The sequence below is a fragment of the Bacillus sp. FJAT-25509 genome (genome assembly GCF_001420605.1).
Taxonomy (GTDB): domain Bacteria; phylum Bacillota; class Bacilli; order Bacillales; family Bacillaceae_G; genus Gottfriedia.
In genome coordinates this window covers 154,978-170,950 of the sequence record NZ_LJIZ01000021.1, presented here as the reverse complement: position 1 = coordinate 170,950, position 15,973 = coordinate 154,978, and the positions used below count along the sequence as shown (strand labels likewise).

Genomic DNA, 15,973 nt, shown 5'->3' with positions numbered 1-15,973 from the left:
AGTTGTTGCTACCATTAATGCGGTGATACATTTTTTGGATAGATGTTTTATTTTCTCTTAATTAGGCAGTCTGAATTCATAAATCATCTATAGATTTCGCTGCTTCAATATCCTCTTGAATTTTAGAGACAAAATATTCAATATTAATCATATGCCAGTATGCATTTAATAAATCTCTTACATTGTCTTTTTCATTATTAACCTCGGATCGCTTTAAATATTTAGAAATTTTGGAAGCAAACTGAGTTGGATATGCCATATAGCTTAAAAATAACATTCTTTCCTCTTCTCTTAATGAAAAATTCTTTTCATACATATTAAGCCAATTATTACGATCAGATTGCTGAATAGGATAGGTTTTAAAAGAATTCTTATAATAGTTAGTTAAGTCTTGAATTGGTGTAGTTTCTTGTGCATTTTCTAGATTAATAAAGACACCTTCACCTCTTTTATTTACAAGAAAGTGCGAAATAGATAAATTTCCATGGTTCATGACAACTCTTGTATTTTCAGTTTCCTTCATTTTTTTAAACCATTCATCTAACTGACCCTTAGCAAATTGATGTGCACTTAATATTTTATGAAAATACGTGCAATAGCTTAGTTCATAAGGTGACATATACCAATTATCTTCAGCAGCTTCAATGAAATTTTCCAATACATCTTTATCTTTACTCCATCTTTTTGTTAACGTATCATAATGGATTTGTAATTGATCTTTATCTACCTTTTTCTCTTTTTGTGTACTGTTGTGCATTTTACCTAGTGAAGTAAACATTCGTTGAAAATGTAAATTCTCATCTGACTTTTCATCAACACTCTCAATCCACGGCATTAAATAGTAATGCTTCGTATTAAATTCAACAATATAATCCCCGCTCTGGGTATGATAAATTGGCACAACATTTCGAAAGCCTTTATCTTGTAAAGAACGAACATTATCAATCAAATTATTTCTATAAACTCGATTCACATTTGCCTCTTTTAGTGCGAATACACCTTGATTCGTATAGATTTTAACTACTTTACCAACAGTTTCAAAATAATTTGGGACAATATGATACTGTGCTAAAATGACGCTTATTTCATCTTTAGGTTTTCTATACAAGATGCGTCACTCTCACTTTCTAAATGCGTAAAAGCCTTGTATTAGTAGACAAGTGTCTTAACTAATACAAAGCTCTCACCATATTGTTATTGTTTTATTGCAGTTACGGGAATATAAATGATTTGCCCTTCTGATAAAAATTCATCATTCAAGTTATTAACACGATTTAACTGCTGAGTTTGTAAGTTATATTTTTTAGCTACGGATTCAATTGTATCTCCATTTTGAGCTAAATATAATTTTAATTTTGTATAAGAATCTTCTCTTCCTTCGCCTGTAAACAAACTTGAAAGTAGATTGTCACTTTTAACACTTCTTGCTTCGCTTACTTCTTCTTTTACTTCCTTGTTTACAACTGGTTCAGCTTTTATTTCTACTTTTGGTAATTCAGGTGGTGCTTCTTGTTGCTCTACTTGAGCTTGATAATAATCCGCATAATAAGGTGGTGTTTGACGAACATCATCATTTGGACTCACGAAAGAATTTTCTTGATTTACTTGAGGGAATGGATTTTGATAGTATTGTTGCTGATTTTGATTATATGCAAATGGTGCTTGCTGAAATTGTTGGTTAACATATGGTTGATAGTTTTGCTCTAAAGTTCGATTATATAGTTCTTCATATTTTTCTATTTCTTTTTGAGCATTACTTTCATTACTAGCATTTTGTAAAGTGCTAAAATCATTATCTAAGAAGCTAGGTCTACTATTTAATGAATTGTTTAAATAGCTGTGTACATTAAAATCATTATTCAAGAAACTAGGTCGCTCATTATACTTATTATTTACACTGTTAGATTCCTGTGCATCATTTACACTTTGACTAGCTTCTGCATCATTATTATTCATTAAGAAGCTCGGGGTTGTTTCCACTGCTTGTGGCTCCATTACTTGCGGTTCCACTGCTTGCGGTTCCATTGCTTGTGGTTCCATTGCTTGTGGTTCCATTGCTTGTGGTTCCATTGCTTGTGGTTCCATTGCTTGTGGTTCAAACACTTGTGGCTCCATTGCTTCGGCTGATATATTAAAGCCTCTAAATACGTCTTCATATTCTTCTTCCTCTTGGGCTTCTGATTGTTCTTCTAACTGTTCTGACTGCTCTGACTGAGCCATAATTTCAACATTAAATTGTTCTTCGACTTGTTGTTCCTCTTCAAAACTTTGTTCATTGCTTTCTACTAACTCATAATAATGTTCCACTTCATTTTCAACTTCTTCGACTCGATCTTCAACTACTTCTTCAGGCTGAAAAACCTCTAAGTAAGTAGGTTGCCCAGGATATGTGTCTTGTTCTTCTTGTTCATCATTCTCTTCAAGGGATTGAATCCAATCACTGCCGTAAAGATTATTTTGTTCACTTGCTTCCTGTTCCGAAGTTGGTTGATGAAAGAACTGGAATTGTTCTTCTTGTTCTCTTTCTGGCTGATACTCATATCCTTCATTTCCCTCATTACTTGAGCGATATTCATTTTCGTATGAGTAGTTATTATATTGCTCATAGCCTCTTTGTTCTTGATAAGTTTCTACTGCCCTATTATGGTCGTGTAGACCAGAAATACATAAATCAGCAGCAATTTGAATACTTCCTTTTTCAGCTAATTGATAATCAAATGTCTCTACAGAAACACATAGATTTTCAAGATCAGTAATTCTAGTTAATGGTATTGAAATATCTACAGGGAACTGATGACTCAATTCACAACTTCCATCTTCAAGAGCGATTACATTTTCAATCATTCTTGAAGGTGCTAGTTCTCTTAATGAATAATAATCACCTTGATTCGCCAAATCAGGTGTGTAATTACCTTCTAAGGTTAAGACACCCTTCACCTGAACATATTCTTCAAATTGCTGTATAGTAATGTCTGGATTTAACGAGAGTGACCTTACCTCTTTAACTTCCTGTCCTTTTTGGAACCAGACAGTTTCTTTCAATGAAAAGCGAATGTTTGTTTGATTTTCTGAAGACACCTTAATGTCCTCCTCTCATCGTCCAATTTGGTCTATGACATTACATTTTTATGAAAGAAACGAAAAATTTATGAAGAAAAGATTGTTATTTTATATTAAGAAAGGTTTAATAATCGAAGGATTAAAGAAAAACAGTAATAAAGGAATGGGAAAAAGAAAAATCAAAAGTAAGATTTGGGAAGCACTGGACGAATAGTATCAGAAAAACTAAAGAGAAAAATGGGCAATATAAGTCATTAAAATTAATTACTAAATACTAATACGGGTAACCATAGGATGCTTTTTATTCGCAATTACTATAATGGATTATATTTATAGATTTTTCTTCGAGATTTTATTGCAGTTTTGCTAATCATATTAGCGATGCTCTGATTTTATTTGCGATTTGAGGATTTTATTTGCAGTTTACTTTTCTTTGTAGATTCACTTCAATTTTTTGCATAGGTTGTCATCTTATTTGCAACTTCTCCTTATCTATTTTTGCACAGATCGTCATCTTATTTGCGATTCTCTACATCTATTGGCGGCTTGAACTTCTCTATTTTTCTCTACAATCATTCTACTAAAACTTTACTAACTCTATTTTGCTATAACAAAAAATGGTGCCTCTAAAAGAGGACACCACTTTAAATTAAACTAATTGCGAAAATGCGTATTCAGCAGCTGCAATCGTTTTTTGAATATCTTCGTCTGTATGTGAAGTTGATAGGAATAGACCTTCAAATTGTGATGGTGGTAAGAAGACACCTTGTTCAGCCATTAGTTGATAGTATTTAGCAAACATTTCTAAATTAGAAGTTTTTGCTGTTTCGTAATTTTCAACTTTTTCGTTTGTGAAGAAAAATCCAACCATTGAACCTGCACGATTAATACAATGTGGAATATTGTATTTTTCAGCTGCAGCTTTATAACCTGCTTCTAGTAGATCAGCTTTACGGTTAAATTCTACATAATCTTCTTTAGATAGCTGACTTAATGTTTCGAAACCAGCCGTCATCGCTAAAGGATTTCCTGAAAGAGTTCCAGCTTGATAAATCGGGCCACTTGGAGCAATTTGATTCATAATTTCAGCTTTACCACCATATGCACCTACTGGTAATCCTCCACCGATTACTTTTCCTAAGCAAGTGATATCAGGTGTTACACCAAAATGACCTTGAGCACAATTATAACCTACACGGAAGCCAGTCATAACTTCATCAAATATCAATAATGTACCATATTGAGTCGTAATTTCTCTTAAGCCTTGTAAGAAACCTTCAACTGGTGGAACAACACCCATATTACCTGCAACCGGCTCAACAATAACCGCTGCTAGGTCATCTCCATATTGTTCAAAAGCATATCTTATACTTTCTAAATCATTATAAGGAACAGTGATTGTATTAGATGCAACACCTTCAGGTACACCAGGGCTATCTGGTAATCCAAGTGTAGCAACACCAGAACCAGCTTTAATTAATAAAGAGTCACCATGTCCGTGGTAGCAGCCTTCAAATTTTAAAATTTTATTTCGACCAGTAAATCCGCGAGCAAGACGTAAAGCACTCATTGTCGCTTCTGTTCCTGAGTTTACCATTCGAACAACTTCTATCGAAGGTACTCTCTCGATCACAAGCTTAGCTAATTCTGTTTCTTTTAATGTTGGTGCCCCAAAGCTAGTTCCAGTTTCTGCTGTTCGCTTTAAGCCTTCAACTACACGCTCATTTGAGTGACCTAAAATTAGTGGTCCCCATGATAGTACATAATCAATATACTCATTTCCGTCAATATCATATATTTTAGAACCTTTTCCATGGCTCATAAAAATTGGTGACATATTAACACTTTTAAATGCACGTACAGGACTATTTACTCCGCCAGGAAGTACTTGTTTAGCCTCTTCAAACGCTTCAATTGACTTGTTATATGATCTCATTTATTATTACTTCCCTTCTGATAACCATCTGCAAGCATCTTTAGCATGATAAGTCATAATCATATCTGCACCAGCACGTTTCATACTAATTAATTTTTCCATTACAACCTTTTCTTCTTCAATCCAACCATTTATAGCAGCAGCTTTAACCATTGCATATTCTCCACTAACATTATAAGCAACGATTGGTTGGTGATAGTTATTTCTGATATCACGAATGATATCTAAATATGAAAGAGCTGGTTTAATGATTAAGAAATCTGCACCTTCAACTGTATCTGATTCTGCTTCACGGAATGCTTCTAAACGATTGGCAGGGTCCATTTGATATGCTTTACGATCACCTTGTCCTGGAGCACTTTGAGCTGCCTCACGGAATGGTCCATAAAATGCTGAAGCATATTTTACCGCATATGACATAATTGGAATATTATCAAATCCAGCTTCATCTAATGCATGACGAATTGTTGCTACGAATCCATCCATCATATTTGAAGGAGCAATAATATCTGCGCCAGCTTGTGCTTGGCTTACAGCTGTTTTTGCTAATAGTATTAACGATTCATCATTATTAACATACCCATCTTCTAAAACTCCACAATGTCCATGATCTGTATACTCACATAAACATGTATCTGCAATAACAATCATTTCAGGATATTGTTCTTTTGTTTGTGAAATCGCACGTTGAACAATTCCAGTTGCACAATAAGCTTCTGAACCTACTGCGTCTTTAACATCAGGAATACCAAAGAATATGACAGATTTTATACCTAATGATACAATTTCATCCATTTCTTTTTTTAATTCATCTAACGAAAATTGAAATACACCTGGCATTGAACTAATAGGATTTTTAACCCCTTGTCCTTCAACAACAAAAAGAGGATAAATAAAATCTTCTTTATGTAAATGTGTCTCTCTAACCATAGAGCGTAATGCTTGTGTGCTTCTTAAACGACGGTGACGATCAAACGGAATAGAATAAGTCATTTTTTTCTCCTTCTTTTTAAAGACGAACTGATTAATCAATATCATCTACTATTTTTTTAATTAAAGCCTCTGTTGTAAATTTACTAGGAACAATAATATTATTCAAACCTTTTTCTCTAGCTTTTTGCGCGGTTACTTCGCCGATACAAGCAATTTGAATGTTCTTTAAATCTTCCATACTAAATGCATTTCCAATCAAAAAACAAAACTGTTCTACACTAAATGGATTCAAAAATGTAATCACATCAAGTTTTTTATTTATTAATAAATTTAACAGTTCATTTTTAATCCCTAGATTTGCAATGGTTTCATAAACGGTTAATAAATTAACTACATGACCATTTTCTCCTAGTATTTTTGGTACGTTATCACTCGCTAAAGAGCCACGTAAAAATAAAAATTTTGTTCCTTTTTCTACTATGTAACTTAACTCAGAAGCAAATGTTTTACCAGTAAATTGACTTGGAAGGAAAGCTACTTCAAATCCTTCTTCAATTAATCGATTCTTTGTTTTTTCCCCGACAGCACCAATTTTTTTTTGAAGAATTTTTTGTTTAAGATCCTTTGTAACGTTTTGCACAAAGTAATTTACTGAATTAACACTTGTGAATAAAATCCATTCTGTTTCAAGTACTAATTTTTCCAATTCATTCATTGAAATATCACTTTTAACTATTTTTTGAAGTGGAAGATTAATAGGACAACCACCAAACTGATGAATTAATTGATTGAATTCATCAGCTTGGTGCTCTGCCCTTGTCACTAATATTTTCATTCCATTTAAGGAATTATTCATCCGCTGCCTCTTTTACAGAATCAATAATATCCTTTGCTCCACGTTCAATTAATAGATTTGCAGCTTTTTCACCAATTTCAGTTGGATCAGTACCTTTAACAGTTTCTTTTAAGATAATTGTTCCATCTGGTTTAGCTACTAATGCTGTTAGCGAGATTTCATCTTTTTCATCGATCGTTGCAAATCCAGCAATAGGAACTTGGCAACCACCTTCCATTTTATGAAGAAATACACGTTCAGCTTCTACTGTTGTATATGTTAATTCATCATTCAGTCTATTTAGTAATTCACGGATTTCTGTATCATTTTCACGACATTCGATTGCAAGTGAACCTTGGCCTACTGCTGGTACACAGATTGTTTCATCAATGTATTCAGTTATACTTTCTTCAGCCCAACCCATTCTAGTTAAACCAGCTGCTGCAAGAATAATCGCATCATATTCATTATCCTTTAGCTTTTGAATACGTGTATCGATATTTCCACGAATCCATTTGATTTGTAGATCTGGACGAACTGCTTTAATTTGAGCACTTCTTCTTAAACTACTTGTACCGACAATTGCTCCTTCTTCAAGTTCCATTAAACCTTTTCCACTATTTGAAAGTAGCGCATCTCTAGGATCAACACGTTTTGGAGTACATCCAATCATCAAACCTTCAGGTAAAATAGCCGGCATATCCTTCATACTATGTACAGCTAAATCAATTTCACTCGTTAGCATTGCATGTTCAATTTCTTTAACGAATAAACCTTTTCCTCCAACCTTTGAAAGCGTTACATCAAGTATTACATCACCTTTTGTAACGATCTCCTTTAACTCAAATTCATAATCGGGTGCTACTTCTTTTAGTTTCTCTACAAACCATTTAGTTTGTGTTAATGCTAGTTTACTTCTTCTTGTACCAACTATTATTTTACGCATTGTTACATCTCCTTACGTACTCCATAAATGAAACTTTGAATATAGATTTGAAACAACATAATTTCCGAACAAAACTAAGAAGCAACAGATGTTAAATATGCAAAGAGATTTGCCATAGAAACGGTTGCTTACCTTTAAATACATAAATGTACTATACATGATTAAAACGAAAAATGAGCCTATTACTTTCATATCATACCAAACAAATGTGTGTACTCGAATACTCGCCCAAATAACACCTAAAATAAGGGAAGTTAGCATTAGTGGAACTCCAAATAAGTTAAATGTAATAAACATTTTTTCCAACTTACCTAAACTCCCCAATTTCTTTAAATGTGTTGACCATTTCTTCTTTTTTAGTAATACATATTGAAAAATGTACATAACTGAAAAAATAAAGGACAGGGTAAAAGCACCGTATGCTAAGAAAGCAAGTCCAATATGGATATATAATAACTCCGATTTTAACTGATCGACTAAAGTAGCTGTTTTACCCGCCTTCGGAATTAAAATTGATAATGAAAATACTAAAAATGAAACAACATTTGTAAAGAAAACTAAGTACTCTAGTTTTACTACCCAATTAATAACCATTGAAAGTGATATTATGATCCATACATAAATATATAGCCCTTCTCTGGAAGTAATAAAGGAGTATAAACTGTATTGGCTAATAGTGTAAATCATTAAAACAGAAGAAAACACCCAAACAATCGCTAGCAAATAAAATGCTACTCGACTTGCCATCCTATTTGAATCTATAAAATCTATAAAAGAAAAAACGATACTCCATGCAAACAATAAGATTAATAAATGATAGATAAAACTACTTTCCAAAAGCGCCACTAGCTAAACCTCATAAAAAACCTAAATTTTGTTTTAAAGAAATAGTCTCTTTTTCTTTGTTAGTTTGCATGTGTTTTTCATCTTTAGATTCTTGGAAAATTTCATCTAGACTAAAAATTTCTTTAAAAAGGGCAATTTGTGCTTCTGAGTGTTTAGATGTACCCATTTCTTTAGCTTTCATAATTGGATCTCGTAAAAGTTGATTTACGATACTTTTTGTGTGCTTTTGAATAATTTTTAAATCTCTTTCGGATAAATGAGGTAGCTTTCTCTCTAGACTACTCATTGTATCTGCTTGAATATCTAACGCCTTTTCACGTAATGCAGAGATTACTGGAACAACACCTAACATTGATAACCAAGATTGGAAAATATCAATTTCTTCAGTTATTGACTTTTTAATTTTTACTGCCTCGCGTTCACGTTCTGCTAAATTCTCTGCAACAATTCCTTGAAGATCATCAATATCATACAAGAATGCACTATCAATATGATGAATTGATGGTTCAATATCTCTTGGAACAGCGATATCGACTAAGAATAGCGGGTTACCTTTTCTTGATTTTTCAATTCGACGAATCATTTTTTCCGTAATCACGTATTCTTTTGATCCAGTTGAACTAATAACGATATCTGCTTCTTTTAGAGCATTTTCAAGTGATTCTAACCCTTTTCCGATTCCATTAAATTGGTCTGCAAGTCTAACTGCATTTTCAACAGTTCGGTTAATAACTGTAACTTTCCCTACACCTTGAGAATACAAGTTTTGTAAAGCTAAGTTACTCATTTTCCCAGCTCCAACAATCAGTACATTGCAGCCTTTTAAATTGCTAAAAATCTTTTTTGAAAGCTCTACAGCAGCATAACTTACAGATACAGCATTTTCACCGATTCCAGTTTCTGAGTGAACTTTTTTTGCAAATGTAATTGCTTGCTTAAATAATTGATTAAAAATCGTACCAATTACATTATTCTCTTGAGCAAGTAAATAACTATCTTTTACTTGTCCAAGAATTTGAGTCTCACCAATTACCATTGAATCTAAACCACTTGCTACAGTGAATAAATGGTTGATTGCATCATCTCCGGTTTTAATGATTAAATATGGTGATAATTCCTCGTCTTTTAAGCCAAAACGTTGTAACAAAAAGCGTTTCATATAATATTGACCAGTATGAATTTGATCGACAACTGCATAAATCTCCGTACGATTACAAGTAGAAACAATAATGTTTTCCAAAATGCTTTTTTCATTTTTTAATGAGTTCATTGCGTCCTGTAGTTCATTTGGAGCAAATGCTACCCTTTCTCGCACTTCAACTGGGGCAGTCTTATAATTAATCCCTATTGTTATGATGTGCATGCCCTAAAGCCCCCCTAAAAACTTTGTACAAACTTGTGTTTTTATATCTATCTTTACTTATCAAAATATCATATCTATGTTCTACATCAATATGCTATCATAAATGTAATATTTTGTAGAATTTTTAATCCGATTTATACTATTAAATGTTCACAAATTTTATTATACAATAATTTTAAAATAAAAGTGATTACAAATAATGTTAAACAGGAGTTGTTATGAAAAAAAATCGATTATTTATTGGAATCCTATTAATTGGCTTTGGCATTTATTATCTTATTTCAAAATGGCAAGTCCCAGCTTTACACATTTTTACATTTTGGACGACTCCGATCTTGATTACTGGAATTGCACTTCTCGTTCAAGCTTTTAAAGGAAGAGAATACCATTATGTATTTCCAGGAATAGTCGTCCTTGGATTTGGCATTCATTTTTATGCCATCGAACATTTTCAAACTTGGCCAAACCATTGGTCGGTTCTTACACTCATCATTTCAATCGGAATGTTGCTACAATCTCGAAATGGAAAAGGTGAGCTATTACCAGGTTTACTATTATTTATTATGTCTCTATTTTTCCTTTTTAATGAAAAGCTTGCAACAATGCTAAGTTCGCTTCAATCACAAGTCTCTTATTTCCAGCAATATTGGCCAATATTAATTGCTGTTGTCGGTTTATATCTTCTATTTTCTAAAAAATAAACATTCTTTTTTATACATAACTAGCCGTTTTAAAAAGAGGAATATTCTTTGTATACTTCCTTGTACTTTGGAAAAAATTTGTATCATTTAATTATGCTTCAATTATAATTCTATCTATTCTAATTGTTTCTTTTGGTTCAATAACCATACATATTTTAGAACTAGAAACCTTTCCAAATTTAAATGAACAATTAAATATTCCAAAGCTAAGGGAATGTAAATTGAATTCTACTAATTGTTAATTTATTGCTAGGAAAATTTTATTAAAAAAGATAACTAAAAAAGCTTTTATTAAGGATTATTTTAAACTAAAAATACTAACAGGTTGCTCGAGACCTGGACACAAAAAAATGCTGGTGGCCTTTTAGCCACCAGCATTTTTTATTTACACATACGATCAATTACTGACCATGCTTTTTCTTTACCCATACCAGTTTCAGATGAGAATAAAATTAATTCATCGCCTTCTTCAATCTTTAACTTTTCACGAACCACTTTTGCATGTTTATCCCATTTTCCTTTAGGGATTTTATCTGCTTTTGTTCCTACTATAATGACTGGGATTCCGTAATGCTTTAAGAAATCATACATCATGACATCATCTTCTGTTGGTGAATGACGTAGATCAACTAATAAAATAACAGCTCTTAATTGCTCACGAGTTGTAATATATGTTTCGATCATTTTCCCCCATGCTTCTCGTTCCTTTTTGGAAACTTTAGCATAACCATAACCTGGTACGTCAACGTAGAAAAGCTGTTCATTAATTAGGAAGAAATTTAATGTTTGAGTTTTTCCAGGTTTTGATGATGTTCGGGCTAATGCCTTACGATTTAACATTTTATTTATAAATGAAGATTTCCCAACATTTGAACGACCTGCCAAAGCGATTTCAGGAAACTGTGTTTCTGGATATTGATTTGGTCGGACTGCACTAATGACAATATCCGCTGTTGTTACTTTCATTTTTTCACTCCTACTATTGCATGCACAAGCACTTCATCTAAATGGGAAACAGGTATAACAGTTAAACCTTCTTTCACCATTGGTGGTACATCTTCTAAATCTTTTTCATTTTCTTTTGGTATGATAACAGTCGTTAAGCCTGCTCGATGCGCACTAAGCATTTTTTCTTTTAATCCACCTATTGGTAATACGCGACCACGTAATGTGATTTCACCAGTCATTCCAACCTCTTTGCGGATTGGTTTATTTGTTAATGCTGAAATCAATGCTGTTGCCATCGTTATACCTGCTGAAGGGCCATCTTTTGGAACTGCACCTTCAGGAACATGAATATGAATATCATATTTCTCATGGAAGTTTTGGTCAATATTCAGCTCTTCTGCTTTTGAGCGAATATAGCTAAACGCAGCCTGTGCTGACTCCTTCATTACATCCCCTAGCTTACCAGTTAAAGTTAGCTTACCCTTTCCAGGATATAGTGATACTTCTATAGAAAGTGTGTCTCCACCAAATGCAGTATACGCTAAACCTGTCGCTACACCAATTTGGTCTTCGCTTTCCATTTGACCATAAGAGAATGTTTTCTTACCTAAAAATTCTTCAATATTTTTATCGGTAAATATTATTTTTTGTCTTTCGTTTGAAACAATCAACTTAGCAGCTTTTCTACATAGTGTCGCAAGAACTCGCTCTAACGATCTTACTCCAGCTTCACGTGTATAATGACGAATAATTGCACTCAGGGCACTTTCGCGAATTTGTACAGTAGATTTATTTAAGCCATGCTCTGCTAATTTTTTAGGGAATAAATGTTTTTTAGCTATATTAACTTTTTCAAGTTCAGTATATCCAGATAAAGTAATTATCTCCATTCGATCACGTAATGGACCTGGAATAGTTGATAAATCATTTGCAGTTGCTACAAATAAAACTTGAGATAAATCAAATGGCTCTTCGATGTAATGATCACTAAATGTATGATTTTGTTCAGGGTCCAATACTTCTAACATTGCTGATGCCGGATCCCCTCTAAAATCGCTCGACATTTTATCAATTTCATCAAGTAAGAATACAGGGTTATTTGTTCCTGCTTTCTTCATCCCTTGGATAATTCGACCTGGCATAGCTCCGATGTATGTTCTTCTATGGCCTCTTATTTCTGATTCATCTCTTACACCACCTAGAGATACACGTACAAAGTTTCTAGACAGAGCGTTTGCGATTGATTTCGCTAAAGATGTTTTACCAACTCCAGGAGGACCTGCTAAACATAAAATTGGACCACGTAATGAATTCGTAAGTTGTTGAACAGCTAGATATTCTAATATTCTTTCTTTTACTTTTTCAAGACCTTCATGTTCATTATTCAGTATCTTTTCAGAACGATGTATATCCAGTGTGTCTTCTGTTTGCTTAGACCATGGTAGAGCTACCATCCAATCTAAATATGTACGAACTACACCTGCTTCTGCAGCATTAGGAGGTAGTTTCTCATATCTAGCTAACTCTTTTAGTACTACTTCCTTTGTTTCTTCAGGCATATTTGCCTCTTCGATTTTTGTTAAAAACTTATCAACTTCTTCAGTTTTACCTTCACGATCACCTAATTCGCGTTGAATAACCTTTAATTGCTCTCTTAAGAAATATTCTTTTTGAGTTTTATCAATATTTTTCTTAACTTGTAGACCAATCTTTTCCTCAAGCTTTAGTAATTCTTTTTCATCTTGAAGGAAATTTAAGATAATATGTATTCGTTCAGTAACATCAATTGTTGCTAATATTTTTTGTTTTTCTTCTTCCCTTAATGGAATTGAATCGATCATTGCATCTGCAAGTTTACCTGGATGGTCTTGCTTAACAATTGATGCAATTGTCTCTGGCAAAATTCGCTTCGATAATTTACTGTATTGTTTAAAATGCTGCAATAAAGTTCTCATTAAAGCACGAAGCTCTTTAGATTCATCTTCTACATCTGGATATTCTTCTACCTTTGCAGTTAAGAAATCATTTTGATCAATAATTGATTTGATTTTTCCTCTGTGTAATCCTTCGACAGTAATACGAACAGTACCATTTGGAAGTGTAATTTTTTGTGTTAATTTAGCTAAAGTTCCAAATTGGTATAATTCATCGATCTTTGGATTTTCAGTATCTGCATCTATTTGAGTAACAACAAAAATTAAATGATCTAACTCATCAGCTTCTTGTATAGCTTTTATCGATTTCGTTCTTCCTACATCTAGATGTGCAATAGTGGCAGGAAATACACTAATTCCTCTTAAAGGTAGGAGGGGTACAACTTTTTCTTTTGTAACATTCATCACGTTACACCTCCATGTTTTTCATTCTATTTAGTTATTTTACCTTAACATATATATCATTTACAATGATATGCATCAAAAGAAATAAAGAAGCAATATAATCAATCAACAACTGCCTAGAAACATACCATAAATAAATGTTTTTAGCGATAATCTTGATTTTTACTAAAAATACGCAGTAAGACTCGTAATAAGATTAAATCATATAGAATGTATTTCCACAAAATAAAAAGTGTTCGATCACTTCATTGAAAAATAGAATGCAAAAATAGTTTGTATTCTTTATTTATTCAAAATGAAATGATTCGAACACTTATTTTTATCTACATAGATTGCGATTGATTCTCTTCAAACAATGTTAATTGTTGGAAATCAGTTTTTGTTTGAGTTGGTACTTCAAATTTCCAATTATCTTTAAAGACTTCATGAAGAACTTTTTCAATGCGATCTACTGCTAATATTTCTACATCTTTATATTGATGTAATGTAGCTTGATCGTTTTCTTTCGGTACAATAATTTTAGTTGCTCCTGCTTTAACAGCTGCCTTTACTTTTTCTGGAACACCACCAACTGGTTTTACATCACCTTGAATGCTCATTTCGCCAGTCAAAGCGATTGTATTTAATACTGGAACATTATTAACCGCTGAAAAAATGCCTACTACCATGGCAATCCCTGCAGATGGGCCATCAATTAATGCGCCGCTTGGAAAATTAATGTGAATCGTAAAATCATCGATTGGTACACCAATTTTACGTAAGATTGTCGTAACATTTTCTAAAGAGCCTTTTGCCATACTTTTTCTTCGAATAGATTTAGCTTGATTACCTAAGCTTTCTTCTTCAACAATCCCAGTAATTGTAATTGAACCTTTACCGATTTCTTTTGCCTTCATTGCACTTACTTCAATCGGTAGCAATGCACCAATATTTGCACCATAAACAGCTAAACCGTTTACTAATCCTACAGTTGGTGCTTCTGGAATTTTGTTAACAAGTCTTGGTGATAAACGACTTACAGAAACAACCCAACCAATATCATCTTCTATTAATTCTTTTCGACCAGAAGTTAAAACCATTCCGCCAGCTAACTGAATTAAGTTAATCGCTTCACGACCATTTTTTGCATATGTACCGACTAATTCTAAAGCTTTTTCCGAGAGGCTTAATTCAATTTTTTCAGCAGAACGTTTAGCTACTGCTTGAATTTCATCCTGTTCTAATTCTCTAAAAAATATTTCTAAACAACGTGAACGAATTGCTGGTGGGATATCTTCTGGTGATCTTGTTGTTGCACCAACTAACCTGAAATCCGCTGGTAAACCGTGTTTGAAAATTTCATGAATATGTGCGGGTATAGAAGGATTTTCTTCTTGGTAGTATGCACTCTCAAATTTTACTTTTCGGTCTTCAAGTACCTTAAGCATTTTGTTCATTTGAATTGGATGAAGCTCGCCAATTTCATCAATAAATAAAATCCCGCCATGCGCGTCGGTTACTGCTCCTTTTTTAGGTTGAGGAACGCCTGCTTGCCCCATCGCCCCTGCACCTTGATAAATTGGATCGTGAACTGAACCAATTAAAGGATCCGCAATCCCTCTTTCATCAAATCGAGCAGTTGTAGCGTCTAATTCTATAAATACTGCATCTTGTTTAAAAGGAGTATTTGGGCTCTTTTTCGCTTCTTCTAATACAAGTCTAGCTGCTGCCGTTTTTCCGACACCAGGTGGCCCATAAATGATCACATGTTGAGGATTAGCACTGCAAAGTGAAGCTTTTAACGCTTTTATTCCATCCTCTTGGCCAACTATATCATCAAAAGTAGTTGGTCTAACTCTCTCTGCTAACGGAACAGTTAAAGAGATTGACTTTAATTTACGTAACTGCTCCATTTCTTTTTTTGATTCTCTGTCAATCGAAACTTTAGTTGTTCGTTGACCTTTTAATAAATGAATAAAATACAATGCAACGATTGTACCTAATGCTAATTGAGCTAATAATATAATAGTTGTTAAACTCATTATTTACCCCTCCACTGAAGTAGAAATTAATTTTAGTATCGCCCT

At 33.3% G+C, this 15,973-nt stretch carries 12 protein-coding genes; 1 reads left to right on the top strand and 11 read right to left on the bottom strand.

All coding sequences use genetic code 11. The features are described 5' to 3' along the window. Positions 1–76: 76 nt before the first annotated feature. From ysxE to hemA, 8 genes are all read right to left on the bottom strand, one after another. Positions 77–1,108 carry a spore coat protein YsxE gene (ysxE, locus tag AN960_RS13915; RefSeq protein WP_056472520.1) on the bottom strand — a complete coding sequence of 344 codons (1,032 nt, stop codon included), beginning with the start codon at positions 1,106–1,108 and terminating at the stop codon, positions 77–79. Between the two features lie 86 nt (positions 1,109–1,194). Then, positions 1,195–3,078, bottom strand: coding sequence for a LysM peptidoglycan-binding domain-containing protein (locus tag AN960_RS13910; RefSeq protein ID WP_056472518.1), 1,884 nt, complete (start codon positions 3,076–3,078; stop codon positions 1,195–1,197). A 631-nt stretch (positions 3,079–3,709) separates the two neighbouring features. Beyond that, entirely contained in the window at positions 3,710–4,996 is a 1,287-nt protein-coding gene (hemL, locus tag AN960_RS13900; protein ID WP_056472512.1) for a glutamate-1-semialdehyde 2,1-aminomutase, read from the bottom strand. Positions 4,997–5,002: 6 nt separating this feature from the next. Then, a complete protein-coding gene (hemB, locus tag AN960_RS13895; RefSeq protein WP_056472509.1) occupies positions 5,003–5,989 on the bottom strand; it encodes a porphobilinogen synthase in 987 nt (328 codons plus the stop codon). Between the two features lie 31 nt (positions 5,990–6,020). Next, the gene (locus tag AN960_RS13890) at positions 6,021–6,785 is read right to left on the bottom strand and encodes a uroporphyrinogen-III synthase (protein ID WP_056472506.1); all 765 of its coding nucleotides are present in this window, start codon (positions 6,783–6,785) and stop codon (positions 6,021–6,023) included. Beyond that, a complete protein-coding gene (gene hemC / locus AN960_RS13885) occupies positions 6,778–7,710 on the bottom strand; it encodes a hydroxymethylbilane synthase (protein ID WP_056472503.1) in 933 nt (310 codons plus the stop codon). Before hemC ends, AN960_RS13890 begins: the two co-directional genes overlap by 8 nt. 12 nt (positions 7,711–7,722) lie before the next feature. Then, positions 7,723–8,556 (bottom strand): cytochrome c biogenesis protein CcsA, encoded by an 834-nt coding sequence (ccsA, locus tag AN960_RS13880; protein WP_056472500.1) that lies wholly within the window; start codon positions 8,554–8,556, stop codon positions 7,723–7,725. 10 nt (positions 8,557–8,566) lie between these two features. Next, on the bottom strand, positions 8,567–9,919 hold the full coding sequence (gene hemA, locus AN960_RS13875; protein WP_056472496.1) for a glutamyl-tRNA reductase: 1,353 nt from the start codon (positions 9,917–9,919) through the stop codon (positions 8,567–8,569). 218 nt (positions 9,920–10,137) lie between these two features. Between hemA and AN960_RS13870 the strand changes: the two genes are divergently transcribed. Next, positions 10,138–10,620: a LiaF transmembrane domain-containing protein gene (locus AN960_RS13870; protein ID WP_056472493.1), complete on the top strand. Its 483-nt coding sequence runs from the start codon at positions 10,138–10,140 to the stop codon at positions 10,618–10,620. A gap of 381 nt (positions 10,621–11,001) precedes the next feature. Here AN960_RS13870 and yihA read toward each other — a convergent pair whose 3' ends face one another. From yihA to lonB, 3 genes are all read right to left on the bottom strand, one after another. Continuing rightward, entirely contained in the window at positions 11,002–11,586 is a 585-nt protein-coding gene (yihA, locus tag AN960_RS13865) for a ribosome biogenesis GTP-binding protein YihA/YsxC (RefSeq protein ID WP_056472491.1), read from the bottom strand. Next, positions 11,583–13,907: an endopeptidase La gene (lon, locus tag AN960_RS13860; RefSeq protein ID WP_056472488.1), complete on the bottom strand. Its 2,325-nt coding sequence runs from the start codon at positions 13,905–13,907 to the stop codon at positions 11,583–11,585. Before lon ends, yihA begins: the two co-directional genes overlap by 4 nt. Before the next feature lie 323 nt (positions 13,908–14,230). Then, positions 14,231–15,928, bottom strand: coding sequence for an ATP-dependent protease LonB (lonB, locus tag AN960_RS13855; protein ID WP_056472485.1), 1,698 nt, complete (start codon positions 15,926–15,928; stop codon positions 14,231–14,233). Between the last annotated feature and the right edge of the window lie 45 nt (positions 15,929–15,973).